The following is a 15749-nucleotide window of genomic DNA, read 5'->3' as shown; positions in this document are numbered from 1 at the left end:
CTTAAAAGTCGATGTAATATTGGCTTTTGGGACAATTTTTTTACGCTTTAGGAAATTATAAAATATTGTACATTTGGATAATTTTCTACAAGTGTTTTTACGTCGAGGCTCCATCGCTCAGCTGACAACTCTCAAATACAGATGAGTGTCCACGAGAATCTGTTTTTAAACGTAAAAAATCTTTCGTTTGTATTTCAAACTTTTTTCACACATCTTCGATAGAATAGGAAGAAAGGAGGGCGAATTTTTGAGAAAAATATTAGACTTATTATTTTTAAGCTGGATTCTTGTAGCTTGTTCAGATAACTCATATAATTCCATTGATTCGTCCACTGATTTTGTTGCGAGTTTAAACACATTAGATTCATCTATTGATTTTATATCAAAAGATCAAGAAGTAATCGAGACATGGAAATTGGATGCCGCATACACGGGCTTCACACTTGTTTTAAATGATTATATTTTTCTCTATGGCTACTCTTTAGATAGAGCAGAACTCATCCAGTTATCTACAGGTAAAAAAATCACTTCATTTCCAGTTCATGAAGGAACTACGTTTGCATATGCAGTAGAAGATACTATTTATGTAGCAAATGGAAAAGAGAATACTGTTACTTCATTTGATATAAAGGGAAATGAAATTGCGAAAGCCGATGCAGGAAGATATCCAATGTCCATGATTGCAGATGAACAGTATTTGTACGTTGTAAATTTCAAAGATACGCTTATGTCTGTTTTTTCATTAGGAGATTTAAAATTAGATCGAACATGGAATATACCAACCTCTTCCCATGGTCTTTATTTGAATGGAGATGAGCTATGGCTTGGTGGACACGGTGCAGGTAGTCAGCCAAACAAGGTCATTCGAAAGTATAATTTGGTTAGTGGTGAACTGCAAGGTGAAATAGAAGCACCAATGATGCCAATAGATTTCACAGATACTTCCGATGGAAATATTTTTACTGTTAGTCATGGTAGTAACAATGTATCTGAGTTTTCAAAGGATGGAGAGCTCCTTTCGTCTATTAAAGTTGGTGCGAATCCTTTTTCGATTAAAGCTTTTGAAGATTGCATCGTTGTCGCAGGATATGATGATCATCAAGTATACTTTTTACAAAATGGAAAAATAATAGAAAAACTTAAAGTTGGAAAGGGTCCATTTCAGCTAGTTACAAGGGAGGTGAGCAAATGACGACTATATTAGTAGTAGATGATGAACGGGATATGCGAAGATTAATCGAAATGCATTTGCAAAAAGATGGACTTCAAGTAGTTCAGGCAGAAGATGGGGATGATGCAATTCAAATTGTTCAAAAAAGGGATATAGATCTTGTTCTTTTGGACGTTATGATGCCAAAAAAAGATGGTTTTACTGTGTGCAAAGAAATTAGAAGATTTTCGCAGGTACCCATTATTTTCTTAACTGCGCTCGATGCAAAAAGTGATTTAGTAAAAGGCCTTGAGCTTGGCGGGGACGATTACATTGTAAAACCTTTTACTGCAATAGAACTAACTGCGAGAATCAATGCACTTCTAAGAAGAACTGGAATTTCAACAAATAGCGACGTCTTAACCAAAGGGATAATTGAAATTGACACAGTCGCAAGACAAGTAAAAAGTGAAGATAGAAAGCTTGTTCTTACATTAAAAGAATATGAACTCATGCTTCTTTTTATGGAGAACGAAGGAAAGGTCTTTTCTCGGGATCAACTACTAGAACTGCTTTGGGGAATAGGCTATGAAGGTGGGACTCGAACAGTAGATACGCATATTAAAACATTGCGTTTAAAATTAGGGAAGGTTGCTTCGAAATACATCGAAACTGTTTGGGGAATAGGCTATCGTTTTGAGGTAAATGGATGAAAAAGTTATCCTTTAAGATTTGGATGCTTTTACTTGTGTTTATCGCAACTACCATTGTTTTTTTAGTCATATTTACTAATTTCTTATATGAAGAACTTTATGTACAGGACACGGAGAATTCTATGAAAGAAGTTGCAAAAAATCTTCAAAGTACATATAAGGGTGGAGTTGTAACAGACGACTTTATTAAACAAACAGAGGAATTTAATCGGTTTTCTAACATTGAAGTTTTCACTGTTCGAAATCCACGAGAACTAAGTGCTTGTTTGCCTTTTGAAATAGATTATGACAGCTTAATAGGGGCGGAAGAGCGAGCAGAGCTAATTGCCGGAAACTCTGTTACAAAGCGTGGCTTTGAAAGTAGATTTGATCGTGATGTAGTTTCTGTTATTTTCCCACTTGTTGATGAAAATCGATTAGAAGGAATCATTTATGTATATGTACCACTAACTAAAATTACGGAATTGGCTTCTAAAGATATACTTTTTTTAGTTATTAGTGTTTCATTATTATTAATTGCAATGGCATATATTAGCTTCAAAAGTTTGCAAAAGGTTTTGACCCCATTAGCCAAACTGAAAGAAGCTTCCATTTCGATGGCTGCTGGAAATTACAGTACTCGAGTGGAAGTGAAATCTCAGGATGAAGTTGGGGAACTGGCGCTCACCTTTAACAAAATGGCAGCATCGATCCAAGAAGAAGATAAAAAAAAGCGAGACTTCCTTTCTGTTGTATCGCATGAACTAAGAACCCCAATTAGTTATATTAAAGGGTACGGTGAAGCATTCGAACAACATCTTATACAAGAAGAGAAGAAGGCAGAAATTTATACTCTCATCGTACGTGAAGCGAATCGAATGCAAAAGTTAACGAATGATTTACTTACTGTTGCTAGATCAGAAAATGTAGATGAGGTAGAAATTGGTCCAATTATATTAGCAGAAGCTATACGAGAAGTACTTCAGCTTGTTAAACCAATTGCAGATGAAAAAGAAATCACATTTAAAGTGAAATTAGACGAAGAAACAATACTTTCGGCAGATGAACAAAAGACAAAACAAATTTTTATAAACATTTTGGAAAATGCTATCCGATATTCTCCAAATCAGTCTACTATTCGGATTGAAAATGAAACGACAAAAAAAGATACGACTATAAAGATTAAAGATGAAGGCTGTGGAATGGAAGCTGAACATCTGCCGCATATTACAGAACGTTTTTATAGAGTAAATAAAGCAAGAAGTCGTTTTGATGGTGGAACTGGATTAGGTCTATCAATAGCTTTACAATTAGTTACCGTACAAAGAGGAAAGCTAGCATTTACAAGTGAAATAGGAAAAGGAACTACTGTGTACTTAACGTTACCAATTTGGGAGGATACATTCTTATGAAAAAAGTATTGACTGTGATTGCATTAACAACATTAGCATTAGTAGGTTGTTCCAATAACGAGGCAACAACTAATGGAGGTTCACACAATGAGGGGACACTGGAAGAGATTGTTGTAGTTATTCAAACGCCTGAGACATTACCAGTAGGAGAAGATATTAAGCTTTCTGCAAAAGTAACACAAGGCGACAAAGTAGTGGATGATGCAGATAAAGTAGAATTCGAAGTATGGGAATCAGGTATGCGTGAACACGGTACAATGTTAGATGGAAAGTTAACGAAAGATGGAGTCTATGAAGTGAACTATACATTTGATCATGACGGGATTTACTACATGTTTGCTCATACAACAGCACGTGGGCTACATGTAATGCCAAAGCAAGAATTAAAAGTAGGAAATCCTGATATGAGCAAAGTAATGCCTGATGATAGTGATAATTCAATGGGTGAAGGGCATAAACATTAAAAAAAGCTTGCAATGTATATAAGATCGGAGTAATATAATGACTAGATGACCGAAATGGTTTTCTAGTCATTTTTGTTAGGAGAGAAAACAAATGGACCGTAAGCAGGAAATCATAACAGCTGCAACGAGATCTTTTTCGCTTTTCGGATATAAGGCTACTACAATGGATCAAATAGCAAAAATAGCAAATGTTGGAAAGGGTACTATTTATACATTTTTTGAAAATAAGGAAGTCCTTTTTCAAGAGATTGTCCTGCGAATGATTGCCGAAATGAAGCAGGAAGCAACAAATGTGATAAAAGAGGATCGTACATTCCAAGAAAACGCACATCTTGCGCTGATGAAAATGTTGGAGTTTCGTGAAACTCATCAGTTGTTTGCAAAAATTGTAGATGAGGAAAAAGATTTGAGAACTCCCACTGTTCAACAAGTTTTAAAACAAGTGGAGTATGCAATAGTCTCATTTGTGAAAGTAAAGATTGACAAGTATATTGAAAAAGGTGAAATTCGACAAGTAAATAGTGAGTTGGTAGCATATTTATTGTTGAAGGCTTATTTAGCTTTTGTAAATGATTGGAACATAACACATGACCAATCACTGTCAGAAGAGGAGATTTCACATATTATTCAAGATACTATTTTCCGTAGTCTCTTAATTTGAGACTCATTTTTTTGAAGTAAAATGACCATTTGGACATTTTGGTCACAAAGTTCTAGGAGGGTATATTATGATAAAAGCAGAATGGAAAGCGATTTTTTCGAATCGAAAACTATTGGTTCCAATAATTGCGGTTTTATTTATTCCTGTCTTGTACGCGGGGATGTTTTTGTGGGCTTTTTGGGATCCATATGCAAATTTAAAAGATTTACCGGTAGCAATCGTTAACTCTGACGAAGGTGCCGAAATTAATGGTGAAAAACTTGTTGCTGGTGATGACTTGACTGATAATTTAATTGATAGTAAGGAGTTCAATTTCCAGTCGGTTTCAAAAGAAGAGGCAGAACAAGGTTTATTAGACGAAGATTATTATTTATTAATTGAAATTCCTGAAAATTTTTCTCAGCATGCAACAACATTACTAGATGAGACACCTCAAAAAATGGTTATTACGTATAAAGCGAATGAAGGGTATAACTTCCTTTCATCTCAAATTGGAGAATCGGCTATGAATCAAATTCGTGCGGAAGTGAATAAAGAAGTTTCTTCTACTTACGCAGAGCAGCTTTTCTCTTCGATTACAAAACTTGGTGATGGTTTTACTGAGGCATCAGAAGGTGCTGGTAAATTAAAAGATGGTGCTTCGGAAATTAATAATGGAGCAAGTGACTTAAAAGGTTATTTAGAACAGTTAGCAAGTAGTACAATTGAGCTTCGTGATGGAACTAGTACAGTTGCAGAAGGAATACAATCAGCTGCAAATGGTTCTAAGCAATTAAACGAAGGACTTTCTCAATTATCTGATGGTTCCATCCAATTAAAGGACGGTACAGTGAAAACAGCAACAGGTGCAGAAGCATTACAAAATGGAATTACGGAGTATACTGCTGGAGTTGCTAAGCTGAATGAAAGTTACCAATTACTAAGCGAAAAAGAAAAAGAGTTATTAACATCCTTAGCAAAACTACAAAGTAGCTCTACTACATTGAATGAAAGTACTAACCAATTGACACAAGGTTCATCGAAGGTAACAGCGGGTATTCAAGCACTTTCAGGGCAGTTAGAACAAATAAGTGCTACACTTCCAGCTGAGCAGGCTACAGCATTAAAAGAATCTCTTAAACAATTAGAGTCTGGAAGTTCAACTGTAACAGCTGGTCTGGAAAAACTAGCTGATGGAACAACTGCATTATCAAATGGTACAACTCAGGTGCACAATGGAGCAACGCAATTAAGTGGTGCGTATACACAAGCTGGTCAAGGCGTTGCCAAACTAAATGAATCATCAGCAAAATTAGTAGAAGGAACTTCAAATTTGGCAGTAGGAACAAATACAATAGCTGAAAAAATGAAAGAATTTACTACTGGAGTTCAAAAAGCATATTCGGGTTCCTCCAACCTAGTTAGTGGTTTAGATCAGCTAGCAATTGGTTCAACGAAACTTCAAGAAGGAACAGGAACACTTGCAGACAGTTCTGGAGAGCTTGCAGAAGGATCTACAAAACTAGCAGACGGAACGAAAGAATTAGCTGATGGAACAAATACACTGCAATCTAGTTTACAAGGTGCAAGTGACGAAGTTGGAGAAGTTAGCGCAAATGATTCAACTTATGATATGGTCGCTTCTCCTGTAGATGTGAAAGTGGAAGAAGTCAATGCAGTACCAAACTACGGTACAGGATTTACTCCTTATTTCTTGTCACTCGGTTTATTTGTTGGGGCATTACTAATTTCAATCGTATTCCCATTCGTACAACCAGCTATTAAGCCGACAAATGGAGCTTCATGGTTTACAAGTAAAGTAACAGTACTAGCGGTTGTTGGAATAATACAGTCCCTAATTGTAGTGGCAATAGCATTATTCGCCCTAAAATTAGAGACACAAAACGTGGGTATGTTCATACTTACTGCGATTATTACAAGCTTTACATTCTTAGCGATGATCCAATTATTTGTTTCCGTTTTAAGTGATTCTGGACGATTTGTAGCGATACTTGTGTTAATTCTTCAATTAACTACAAGTGCAGGAACATTCCCATTAGAAATGATTCCTCAGCCATTACAAATATTCAATAAGTTTTTACCGATGACTTATTCAGTTCAAAGCTTTAAAGCGGCTATCTCGACAGGAGATATGAGTCATTTCTGGTTTAGCAGTGGTGTACTAATTGGGTTTATGGTCGTATGTTTAGCATTAACATTTGGCTATTTCATGTTAGTGTTCAAAAAACGCTATTCTAGACAAACAGCCGAAGCATAATCGAAAACGTCTATCTCTTGAAATCTAGAGATAGGCGTTTTTATTTGTTTAAATTATTGTTCGTGAGAAAATTTGTTTTGCTAAGTTATTTCTACTTTCAATAGAGAACGTTTTAAAGAAGAAATTAAAAAAAGCCAGCTGGAAGGGGATAATCCGGCTGGCTTAATTTTTCAAATTATAGGGTGTTGCATTTATCACAGTGATTTCCATAGCACTCATGTTGCTCTTCTATCGGTTCACCACATTTATCGCATTTTTTCTTTGGTAGGTTACGGAAAAATTCAATTACGTTTTCTAACATAGTTGTTCCACCTCCATCTGTTATATAACTGTTTAAGTTATTTAGATTGTAATATAACACAAAAACGTTTGTCAACACATTAACGGATCTTTCGGTTAAAATATAAATAAAGGAGAGATGATGATGTATTTTATAGATAACAAAGGTATAACAGATCCACGTATTAACCTTGCAATTGAAGAGTATGCTTTAAAAACAATGGATGTAGATAAAGATTCTTTTCTTTTGTTTTACATAAATGAACCTTCTATTATTATTGGAAGAAACCAAAATACAATAGAAGAAATTAATACAGAGTTTGTGGAAAAGAACGGTATTATTCCGGTGCGTAGACTTTCTGGTGGTGGAGCTGTTTACCATGATTTAGGGAACTTGAATTTTAGTTTTTTAACGAAAGATGATGGCGACAGCTTCCGTAATTTTAAAAAGTTCACGCAACCAGTTGTGGACGCTTTACATAAAATGGGCGTAAATGCTGAGTTGTCTGGGCGAAATGATATTTTAGCTGAAGGTAAAAAAATCTCTGGAAATGCACAATTTTCTACTAAGGGAAGAATGTTTAGCCACGGGACTTTGATGTTTGATACAGAGATTGATGCGGTCGTTTCTGCTTTAAAAGTTAGTAAAGAAAAAATTGAATCTAAAGGTATTAAATCCATTCGAAGCCGTGTGACAAACATCGCGGAACTATTAAAAGAACCAATGACGATTGAACAATTTCGTTCTGAAATCCTATCTTCGATATTCGGTGGATCAGAAAATATTCAATATTGGGAGCTTACGGAAGAAGATTGGGCTAACATCCATGCGCTTTCGAAAGAACGCTATCAACAATGGGATTGGAACTATGGAAAATCCCCTAAATTTAATATGAAGCATTCACATCGATTCCCAACAGGTGGGGTGGATGTACGATTAGAAGTAAATAAAGGGATTATCGAAGAAGTAAAAATTTATGGTGATTTCTTTGGTGTAGGCGATATGGATGAAGTAGAAAAATTATTAACTGGAATTCCGTATAGTAAACAAGCAATTGATGAAGCACTTGAGCTAATTGATGTACCAAAATATTTTGGTGGTATTAGTAAAGAGGAATTAGTACAACTTATTTATTAAGATACAATGTAGAGTCTAACGTATGTTAGGCTCTTTTTTTTGTTATGATAGAGAGAGATTGTTTGTTGAGGAGGATTCAAGTGACGGTACATCGTGTTTTAGTAGTAGAAGATGATCGGAAAATTGCTGCATTACTTGCAGATACTTTACGTAAATATCATTATGAAGTGCATACTATTCAAGATTTCGAAAACATTATAGAGGAGTTCCAAGCTTTTGACCCTCATTTAGTATTATTAGATGTAAATTTACCATCGTACGATGGCTATTATTGGTGCCGTCAGCTTCGCCAACATACGACTTGCCCAATTATTTTTGTTTCTGCTAGATCTGGTGAGATGGATCAAGTTTTTGCTTTAGAAAATGGTGGGGATGATTTTATTACGAAACCTTTTCATTATGAAATCGTCCTTGCGAAAATAAGAAGTCATTTGAGAAGAACTTATGGTGAATATGCAGCAAAACAAGAAGAACGTATAGTAAAAGTTGGGAAGCTGCAGTTATTTTTAGAAAGAATGGAATTGCACACACCTTCTGAGGAAATACCTTTACAAAAGAAAGAGTGTACTATTTTAGAACTTCTTATGAGAAATCACCCAAAGCTTGTATCTAGAGAGCAGTTGCTTGAAGATCTTTGGGATGATCAGTCATTTGTAGATGAAAATACGTTAAATGTAAATATGACCCGCGTTCGAAAAAAACTTGCAGATTACAATGTTACTTCTACGATTGAAACTGTCCGAGGAGCGGGCTATCGTTTGATATTAAGTTCGGAGGAATCTTAATATGTTCCGATTGTTTATACGAGAACATTTAATCTTTCTTATCTTTCACATAATATTAGTTATGTTTATTATGCTCTTATATTGGCTAGATGGTTTTCGAAACGTAGATACAGCAATTTATTCAATCGTTATTAGTAGTATATTAACGGTTACTTTTTTAGGGGCAGTATTTGTACAAAAATTTTCATTTTATAAAAAAATTCTTTCTGTACCAACAAAAATAGAAGTAGTTTTACAACGAGAAGCACAGTCCCCAGAGATTAAACAAGTAGAAACGTATTTACAACATATTTACCGACTGTATCAGAAAGAAGTGCAATTACTGTATGCAAGGCAAAACAGACATTTACAATTCATGAACAGTTGGGTTCACCAGATGAAAACCCCCATTTCCGTTATAGAGCTAATGACACAAGAACATGAGTATGTTGACTCTAGAAGTGTGTCTGAGGAAATGGATCGATTAAAAAGAGGTCTAGATGCTGTATTAATGAATGCTAGACTTGATACATTCGAAGAGGATATGCAAATAGAACAAGTAAATTTAAAGCAACTAGTGAGAGAAGTTGTCACTTCAAATAAGCGCTTATTTATAGGGAGTCATGTGTTCCCTGTTATTTCAATTGAAGAAAACTGTATTATTACAACTGATACAAAATGGATCCGTTTTGTCATTGCACAATTTTTAACTAATGCAGTGAAGTATACTTTTGAGGAAAATAAAAAGGTGTTTTTTGAAACAAATATACATGATGATGTTGCCGTTTTTTCTGTACGAGATGAAGGAATTGGAATTCCTGCTTCGGATTTAAAAAGAGTGACAAAAGCATTTTTCACTGGAGAAAATGGTAGAAAAACAGGTGAATCCACTGGTATGGGATTGTACTTAGCTCAAGAAATCTGCAATCGCTTAGGACACGAAATGAGGATAAACTCTAAAACCGGAGAAGGAACGACTGTCTCCATTATATTTAAACAGCAAGAACAGGAAGAACGGAGTGATCAAGATGTCGATATTAGTACTCGAAGAAGTGACGAAAGTATACGAGGGGAAGGTAGCTCATCTTGCAATAAATCAACTTAGTTTGGAAGTTGAAAAAGGAGAGTTTATAGCAGTAATGGGCCCATCTGGTAGTGGGAAAACGACATTACTAAATATTATTTCTACAATCGATATTCCGACCTCTGGAGATATACTTATTAATGGGACGAATCCTCTTCACCTTGCCAAAAATGATTTATCCCTTTTTAGAAGAAGACAGCTTGGTTTTGTTTTTCAAGATTTCAATTTGCTCCCTGCATTAACAGTTGAAGAAAACATGGTGCTACCTCTAACCCTTGATGGGCAACCAGTGGAATTAATGAAAGAAAAGGTGAGGGAAATTGCAGAGCATTTGGATTTGACAGCTATTTTGGAAAAAAGGCCTTCCGAAATTTCAGGTGGGCAAGCACAAAGAACAGCAATTGGTCGTGCTTTAATACATGAACCAGCTATTATACTTGCAGATGAACCAACTGGAAATTTGGATTCAAAAGCAGCAAAAGATGTACTAGAAATATTGACGCGAGTGAATCAAGTCAGCCAAACAACCATTATTATGGTAACACATGATCCAATTGCAGCGAGTTACTGTGATCGAGTGCTCTTTATAAAAGATGGTGAATTTTTTAATGAAATTTATAAAGATGATCGAAGACAAACATTTTTTCAACGTATCTTAAATGTATTGTCTTTATTAGGTGGAAACGTAAATGACCTTTCAACAATTCGCTTATCATAATGTAATTCGAAATAGTAGAGTATACGCTGCATTTTTTATGGCGAGTATTTTTTCTGTGATGGTTTTCTTTGTATATTCGATGTTAATGTTTCACCCTAATATCGAAGATCAATTTTTAAGAGATATTGCATTTGGCGGGATGCTAATTGCTGAAATTATTCTTATCATTTTTACTTTGTTTTTTTTATTCTATTCCATGAGTGCTTTTTTACAAGCAAGATCTAAAGAGTTTGGTTTGCTATTAAATTTAGGAATGGAAAAGACGCAGTTAAATCGATTGATTTTTTTAGAGACGATGATTATTGGAGCCATATCGATTACAGTAGGTATTTTTTGGGGGTTTGCATTCTCTAAGTTTTTCTTTATGGTCATTCGAGAATTATTTTTGTTGGACAATTTGCCACTTTATTTATCATGGAAGCCATTTGCTTTAACGATTGTTGTTTTTTTAACATTATTTATTATTATCTCCATTAGTAGTGTTGTTTTCATTCGAAAAAATGAAATTGTCCAATTATTAAAAGGTTATTGGAAGCATAATGGACAAGTCGAATATATTCGTTGGAAAGCAATTTTAGGTATAGTTTTACTTTTCACAGCTTATAGTTTGGTATTGATTTCGCTAATCCAAATAAACGTCTTTCTTACTTTCATTATAATTTTATTAGCAACTATAGGTACATACTTCTTTTTTTCAGATAGCATATTATTTCTAATAAGTCAGATTCGAAAACGAAAAAATCTGTATTGGCATCCATTCCGTTTATTAGCATTTGCAGAAGGTTCTATTAAGGTAAGAGAAAATGCACGTATGTTCTTTGTTGTCACGATTGTGTCGACGCTTGCATTTTTGTCCGTAGGAGTTGTCACGTCCTTTACTTCGTTTACTTCGCAATATCGAGAATTAAACCCAGTCAGTATTTTTTATTCGAGTGAATGGGATAATCCATTTGAGGAAGCACATATCATGCAGCTATCTCATGAATTGCAAAGAGAAAATTTATCCTATGAGCTGATCAAGTTTCAAGTGAAAAAGCAGACGTCCTCCAGTTCACAAGAAGTAGTAAATTTAATTAAAGAATCTGAATTCAATAGTTTAGCTATTCCTTTAAAAACTCCACTTATAGATTTGGAGCAAGGAGAAGCAATACTAGTACCGAGTACACAAGAAGATTTTAGAACGCTAAGTCAACAAGAAGAACAAACGGTATTGGAAGAAAGTAGTGTACCTATTCAAATTGTTGGGCAATATAAACATTTCGTATTTCCGTCGTTAGGGATTAAAAATAGAACGATTATTATAAACGACGAAGATTATCGATTAGTGACTGAACCTTTATTTGGTTATGGATTAAAAGAATCAACTTCAACGTTTTATGCATTTCATGTTCCAGAATGGTTACGAACAAAAGATGTAGGGGTAGACTTGGACAAGATAATGATTAACACAATGGGTACCTCTAATATAAATCCCAATCCGTTTTATTTTGTTAATCCAGGATTAAACTATTCCATTATTCGTGCTACATTCTCTTTGTTGCTCTTTACTGGATTGCTCGTTGCTGCAGTTCTATTGCTAGCTGCAGGAAGCTTCGTTTACTTCAAGCTATATACCGATTTAGAACGTGACAAAAAACAGTATGACGTTCTTCGAAGAATGGGTGTAACAGATCAAGAACTTGTGAAAATAGTCAATCGACAGTTGATTCCCCAATTCTTTTTACCTTGGGGACTTGCCATGGTGCATAGTACATTTTCATTTATTTTCTTACAAGCTGTATGGGTGGATTTAGCAGCCGTTTCTATTGCTATGGAAATGTTACTTGTTTTAATAGCATTCACGGTTATTCAAGTTTCTTACTTTTATCTAATTCGTTGGAGATATATTGCACATATACAAGCATCATGAGAAATCATGGTGCTTTTTTGTATTTAAATTTATTCGATATAGACAAAAGCAAATTTGTATTTATTTTTTTGAAATATCATAAAGTATATAAACACTAGGGGAGGGAGGTTATACAAATGAAACATTCTAAACACCGATCGTTGCTCTTTATTGTTTTCATACTAGTCTTATTAAGTGGATGTAACAAAACAATTATAAATAATTTGTCAGAGGAAAAGTTAAAGGAAGAGATTTCGTATTGGTCATCTGAAAAATTTCAAGGGAGACAAACTGGAACGAAAGGAAATAACCTCGCGAGAGATGAAATAGCAAAACAATTTAAACAATTGGAGCTAGTGCCAGTAAAAAAGAAAGATTACTTAATGCCATTTGAAATGTATTTTTTCAATCCTGTAAAAATACAAAGCCATCTGGTCGTCAACCTTCAAGACGGACAAAAGAAAGATTTCTCCTATGGTACTGATTGGATGGAAAAATATACGGATTTCGATGTCAACTTAGAATTACCAATAAGTTTTTCTGAAAGTAAAGGAAAGATTCTCATAACAGATGAGCTGCAGGATGAAAGTGAAAATGTTGCAATACAATTTGTTAGAACAGAGACATTTCGCAAAACCTCCATGCATGCTGTTCTTGGAGGTTCTGTATTTCAAATAACAGATTCATTCTATACTTATTTAAAATCCAATGAAGAAAAGATTAAAAATATTGAGCTCAATTATTCGGGCCCGTTTGAACAAATTACTGCGCATAATGTAGTTGGGAAAATTTCAAGTAGTAGAAGCAATAAGAAACAAGCGATTGTAATTTCTGCTCATTTCGACCATATGGGTACTGCTGGAGACACTACTTTCTTAGGAAGTGTGGATAACGCGACAGGAATAACTGCGTTAATGAATTTAGCATCTATTTTAAAAGACGATTCGAAGAAACAAGCATTTGCATCTGATATTATTTTTGTTGCATTTAATGCTGAAGAAAGTGGTTTAGTAGGAAGTACAGAATTTGTTGAAGAAATCTCTTCTCAATATCAGTCTATTTTAAATATCAATTTAGATTGTATAGGTGTGAAAGATGGTGGGGAAATTACCTTTTTCGGGGAAGAGCCCGCAAGTAATCTTTTGAGTGAAAAACTTACTGCAATTGCCAAAGAGATGAACATAACTAGTAATGAACATATTGAGAAAGTGGCTACTTCTTATAGTGATCACGTACCTTTTATGAGGTCTAATTATCAAGCTATAACTATTTCCCAAGAAAGATTTGATAAAATTCATACACCTGAGGATAATATTGAATATACCGATAGCAAACCTCTTAAAGATGCTATAGAAATTGTACAAAATTTTGTATTAGAAAATCATAATATTAAATTTGAAAAGATTAATAGATAGTATATCTCTACTTAATTAAGAGCAATAATAAGGGAGGAATTGATTGTCTGCTTGGAAGGTTTTCTTTCTAGTAACTTTTGGTGATAGATTATCAATATTTTGTTTTTATTGAATTATCAAAACTTTTCTTATATAATAAATTAGGGGTAATGAATGAATATTCATTCAAATTAGGGATGGGAGACGAGAATATGAGTTTAGTTTCACGTGTTCAGCAAATTGCTAGGGAGCATCCAGAAAAAGTAGCGTATCATTTTATGGGGAAAGATACGAGTTATGCAGAATTTGAACAATCGGTAGAAAAATTCGCAACTGCACTGAAATCAATTGGAATTGAAAAGGGCGACCATGTAGGATTTTTACTTGGAAATTCTCCACATTTTCTAATTTCTTTATATGCAACTATGCGTTTAGGGGCAACCGCAGTTCCAATCAATCCAATTTATACACCAGATGAGATAAGTTATATAGTAAAAAATAGTGATGCGAAAGCAATTATTGCGTTAGATGCATTACTCCCATTAGTAGAAAAGGCAGCAGGGGTGTTTACATCTGTCGAAAATTATATCATTTGTGAAACTCAACCTGATACAGCAGATAAATTACGTGCATTGCCTGATGCTTTAAAAACAAAAGTGAAATCGTTTACATTATTACTTTCTGATACTTCACCAGATTCTGCACCTGTGGAAGTTTCAGAAGATGATAATGCAGTAATTTTGTACACATCTGGGACAACTGGTCAGCCAAAAGGCGCGATGCTTACATATAGTAATATTTATTCTAATGCACGTGACGTTGCGGAGTATTTGAGTATTAATACTAATGATCGTGTCATTACTGCTTTACCAGTATTTCATGTATTTGCACTTACTGTAGTTGTCAACGCTCCTTTATTAGTTGGGGCAACATTATTACTAGTTCCTAGATTTAGTCCACAAGATGTTTTTGACATTGCGAAAGAACATAAAGCTACAGTATTTGCTGGTGTACCGACAATGTATAACTTTTTATATCAATATCCAAATGGAAATGTAGAAGACTTCTCAACACTTCGTTTAGCGATTTCAGGTGGCTCTTCATTGCCAGTGGCATTACTTCATAATTTTGAAGAGAAATTTAAAGTACGTATTTCAGAAGGATATGGATTATCGGAAGCATCTCCAGTTACATGCTTTAACCCACTAGATCGTGATCGTAAACCAGGTTCCATTGGAACGAACATTGTGAACGTGGAAAATAAAGTTGTCAACGAGCTAGGGGAAGAGGTTCCGATTGGAAAGGTTGGGGAATTAGTTGTTCGAGGTCCTAATGTGATGAAGGGGTATTATAAAATGCCAGAGGAAACGGAATACGCTATCCGTAACGGCTGGTTGTATACTGGGGACCTTGCAAGACAAGATGAGGAAGGCTACTTCTATATTGTTGATCGTAAGAAAGACATGATTATCGTTGGAGGTTACAATGTGTATCCACGTGAAGTAGAGGAAGTATTATTTGGGCATCCAAGCATAGTCGAAGCAGCTGTAGTTGGAGTCCCAGATCCAACCTTCGGAGAGGAAGTATTGGCATTTGTAGTGAAAAAAGATCCTTCACTAACGGAAGCTCAGCTTCATGATTACTGTTCAGAAAAGCTAGCAAAATATAAAGTTCCAAAGCGTTTTGAATTTTTAGAGGAACTCCCTAAAAATACGACAGGGAAAATATTACGTCGTTCTCTAAAAAAACAGACTGTTTAAAGTAGTGCTGCTCCTTTTAATAAAAGGGAGCAGCTTTTTTACTTCAATGAATAAAGTTTAAGGACTTTGTAGTCGTTTTTATGTTCAA

At 34.8% G+C, this 15749-nt stretch carries 14 protein-coding genes; 13 read left to right on the top strand and 1 reads right to left on the bottom strand.

Annotation, left to right across the window (positions count from 1 at the left end; all coding sequences use genetic code 11):
• Positions 1-247 precede the first annotated feature (247 nt).
• The 6 genes from FG384_RS14540 (at position 248) to FG384_RS14515 (ending at position 6636) form a co-directional block, all read left to right on the top strand.
• The gene (locus FG384_RS14540) at positions 248-1192 is read left to right on the top strand and encodes a YncE family protein (RefSeq protein WP_142643334.1); all 945 of its coding nucleotides are present in this window, start codon (positions 248-250) and stop codon (positions 1190-1192) included.
• Entirely contained in the window at positions 1189-1863 is a 675-nt protein-coding gene (locus FG384_RS14535) for a response regulator transcription factor (RefSeq protein ID WP_142643333.1), read from the top strand. The genes FG384_RS14540 and FG384_RS14535 overlap by 4 nt, the downstream gene beginning before the upstream one ends.
• Positions 1860-3254: a sensor histidine kinase gene (locus FG384_RS14530; RefSeq protein ID WP_142643332.1), complete on the top strand. Its 1395-nt coding sequence runs from the start codon at positions 1860-1862 to the stop codon at positions 3252-3254. Before FG384_RS14535 ends, FG384_RS14530 begins: the two co-directional genes overlap by 4 nt.
• Positions 3251-3718 (top strand): FixH family protein, encoded by a 468-nt coding sequence (locus FG384_RS14525; protein WP_142643331.1) that lies wholly within the window; start codon positions 3251-3253, stop codon positions 3716-3718. Before FG384_RS14530 ends, FG384_RS14525 begins: the two co-directional genes overlap by 4 nt.
• Positions 3719-3809: 91 nt before the next feature.
• Entirely contained in the window at positions 3810-4379 is a 570-nt protein-coding gene (locus FG384_RS14520; protein ID WP_142643330.1) for a TetR/AcrR family transcriptional regulator, read from the top strand.
• Between the two features lie 67 nt (positions 4380-4446).
• Positions 4447-6636 (top strand): YhgE/Pip domain-containing protein, encoded by a 2190-nt coding sequence (locus tag FG384_RS14515; protein ID WP_142643329.1) that lies wholly within the window; start codon positions 4447-4449, stop codon positions 6634-6636.
• 175 nt (positions 6637-6811) lie between these two features.
• Here the strand turns inward: FG384_RS14515 and yhfH are convergent, their stop codons facing one another.
• A complete protein-coding gene (yhfH, locus tag FG384_RS14510; protein ID WP_142643328.1) occupies positions 6812-6937 on the bottom strand; it encodes a protein YhfH in 126 nt (41 codons plus the stop codon).
• 123 nt (positions 6938-7060) lie between these two features.
• Here yhfH and FG384_RS14505 point away from each other — a divergent pair, with 123 nt between their 5' ends.
• The 7 genes from FG384_RS14505 to FG384_RS14475 all read left to right on the top strand — a co-directional run bounded on the left by FG384_RS14505 (position 7061) and on the right by FG384_RS14475 (position 15661).
• The gene (locus tag FG384_RS14505; protein WP_142643327.1) at positions 7061-8053 is read left to right on the top strand and encodes a lipoate--protein ligase; all 993 of its coding nucleotides are present in this window, start codon (positions 7061-7063) and stop codon (positions 8051-8053) included.
• An 80-nt stretch (positions 8054-8133) separates the two neighbouring features.
• Positions 8134-8838, top strand: coding sequence for a response regulator transcription factor (locus FG384_RS14500; protein ID WP_142643326.1), 705 nt, complete (start codon positions 8134-8136; stop codon positions 8836-8838).
• Between the two features lies 1 nt (position 8839).
• Positions 8840-9922 carry a sensor histidine kinase gene (locus tag FG384_RS14495; RefSeq protein WP_142643325.1) on the top strand — a complete coding sequence of 361 codons (1083 nt, stop codon included), beginning with the start codon at positions 8840-8842 and terminating at the stop codon, positions 9920-9922.
• The gene (locus tag FG384_RS14490; RefSeq protein ID WP_142643324.1) at positions 9846-10619 is read left to right on the top strand and encodes an ABC transporter ATP-binding protein; all 774 of its coding nucleotides are present in this window, start codon (positions 9846-9848) and stop codon (positions 10617-10619) included. Before FG384_RS14495 ends, FG384_RS14490 begins: the two co-directional genes overlap by 77 nt.
• Complete coding sequence (locus FG384_RS14485; protein WP_142643323.1) at positions 10591-12528, top strand: FtsX-like permease family protein; 1938 nt, start codon at positions 10591-10593, stop codon at positions 12526-12528. Before FG384_RS14490 ends, FG384_RS14485 begins: the two co-directional genes overlap by 29 nt.
• A gap of 116 nt (positions 12529-12644) precedes the next feature.
• Positions 12645-13922 (top strand): M28 family metallopeptidase, encoded by a 1278-nt coding sequence (locus FG384_RS14480; protein ID WP_142643322.1) that lies wholly within the window; start codon positions 12645-12647, stop codon positions 13920-13922.
• 191 nt (positions 13923-14113) lie between these two features.
• Positions 14114-15661, top strand: a complete 1548-nt coding sequence (locus tag FG384_RS14475; RefSeq protein ID WP_142643321.1) for a fatty acid--CoA ligase family protein — start codon at positions 14114-14116, stop codon at positions 15659-15661.
• Positions 15662-15749: the final 88 nt, after the last annotated feature.

It is taken from the genome of Psychrobacillus vulpis (genome assembly GCF_006861825.1).
GTDB classification, from domain to species: domain Bacteria; phylum Bacillota; class Bacilli; order Bacillales_A; family Planococcaceae; genus Psychrobacillus; species Psychrobacillus vulpis.
Note: the sequence above shows the minus strand (reverse complement) of the source record. Positions and strands in the feature narration are given on the sequence as shown.

Bases quoted from the DNA above. Each gene is read 5' to 3' on its own strand.
- FG384_RS14515 (WP_142643329.1), top strand. From the start codon at position 4,447: ATGATAAAAGCAGAATGGAAAGCGATTTTTTCGAATCGAAAACTATTG.
- yhfH (WP_142643328.1), bottom strand. From the start codon at position 6,937: ATGTTAGAAAACGTAATTGAATTTTTCCGTAACCTACCAAAGAAAAAA.
- FG384_RS14495 (WP_142643325.1), top strand. From the start codon at position 8,840: ATGTTCCGATTGTTTATACGAGAACATTTAATCTTTCTTATCTTTCAC.
- FG384_RS14505 (WP_142643327.1), top strand. From the start codon at position 7,061: ATGTATTTTATAGATAACAAAGGTATAACAGATCCACGTATTAACCTT.
- FG384_RS14485 (WP_142643323.1), top strand. From the start codon at position 10,591: ATGACCTTTCAACAATTCGCTTATCATAATGTAATTCGAAATAGTAGA.
- FG384_RS14480 (WP_142643322.1), top strand. From the start codon at position 12,645: ATGAAACATTCTAAACACCGATCGTTGCTCTTTATTGTTTTCATACTA.
- FG384_RS14525 (WP_142643331.1), top strand. From the start codon at position 3,251: ATGAAAAAAGTATTGACTGTGATTGCATTAACAACATTAGCATTAGTA.
- FG384_RS14530 (WP_142643332.1), top strand. From the start codon at position 1,860: ATGAAAAAGTTATCCTTTAAGATTTGGATGCTTTTACTTGTGTTTATC.
- FG384_RS14520 (WP_142643330.1), top strand. From the start codon at position 3,810: ATGGACCGTAAGCAGGAAATCATAACAGCTGCAACGAGATCTTTTTCG.
- FG384_RS14490 (WP_142643324.1), top strand. From the start codon at position 9,846: ATGTCGATATTAGTACTCGAAGAAGTGACGAAAGTATACGAGGGGAAG.
- FG384_RS14475 (WP_142643321.1), top strand. From the start codon at position 14,114: ATGAGTTTAGTTTCACGTGTTCAGCAAATTGCTAGGGAGCATCCAGAA.
- FG384_RS14535 (WP_142643333.1), top strand. From the start codon at position 1,189: ATGACGACTATATTAGTAGTAGATGATGAACGGGATATGCGAAGATTA.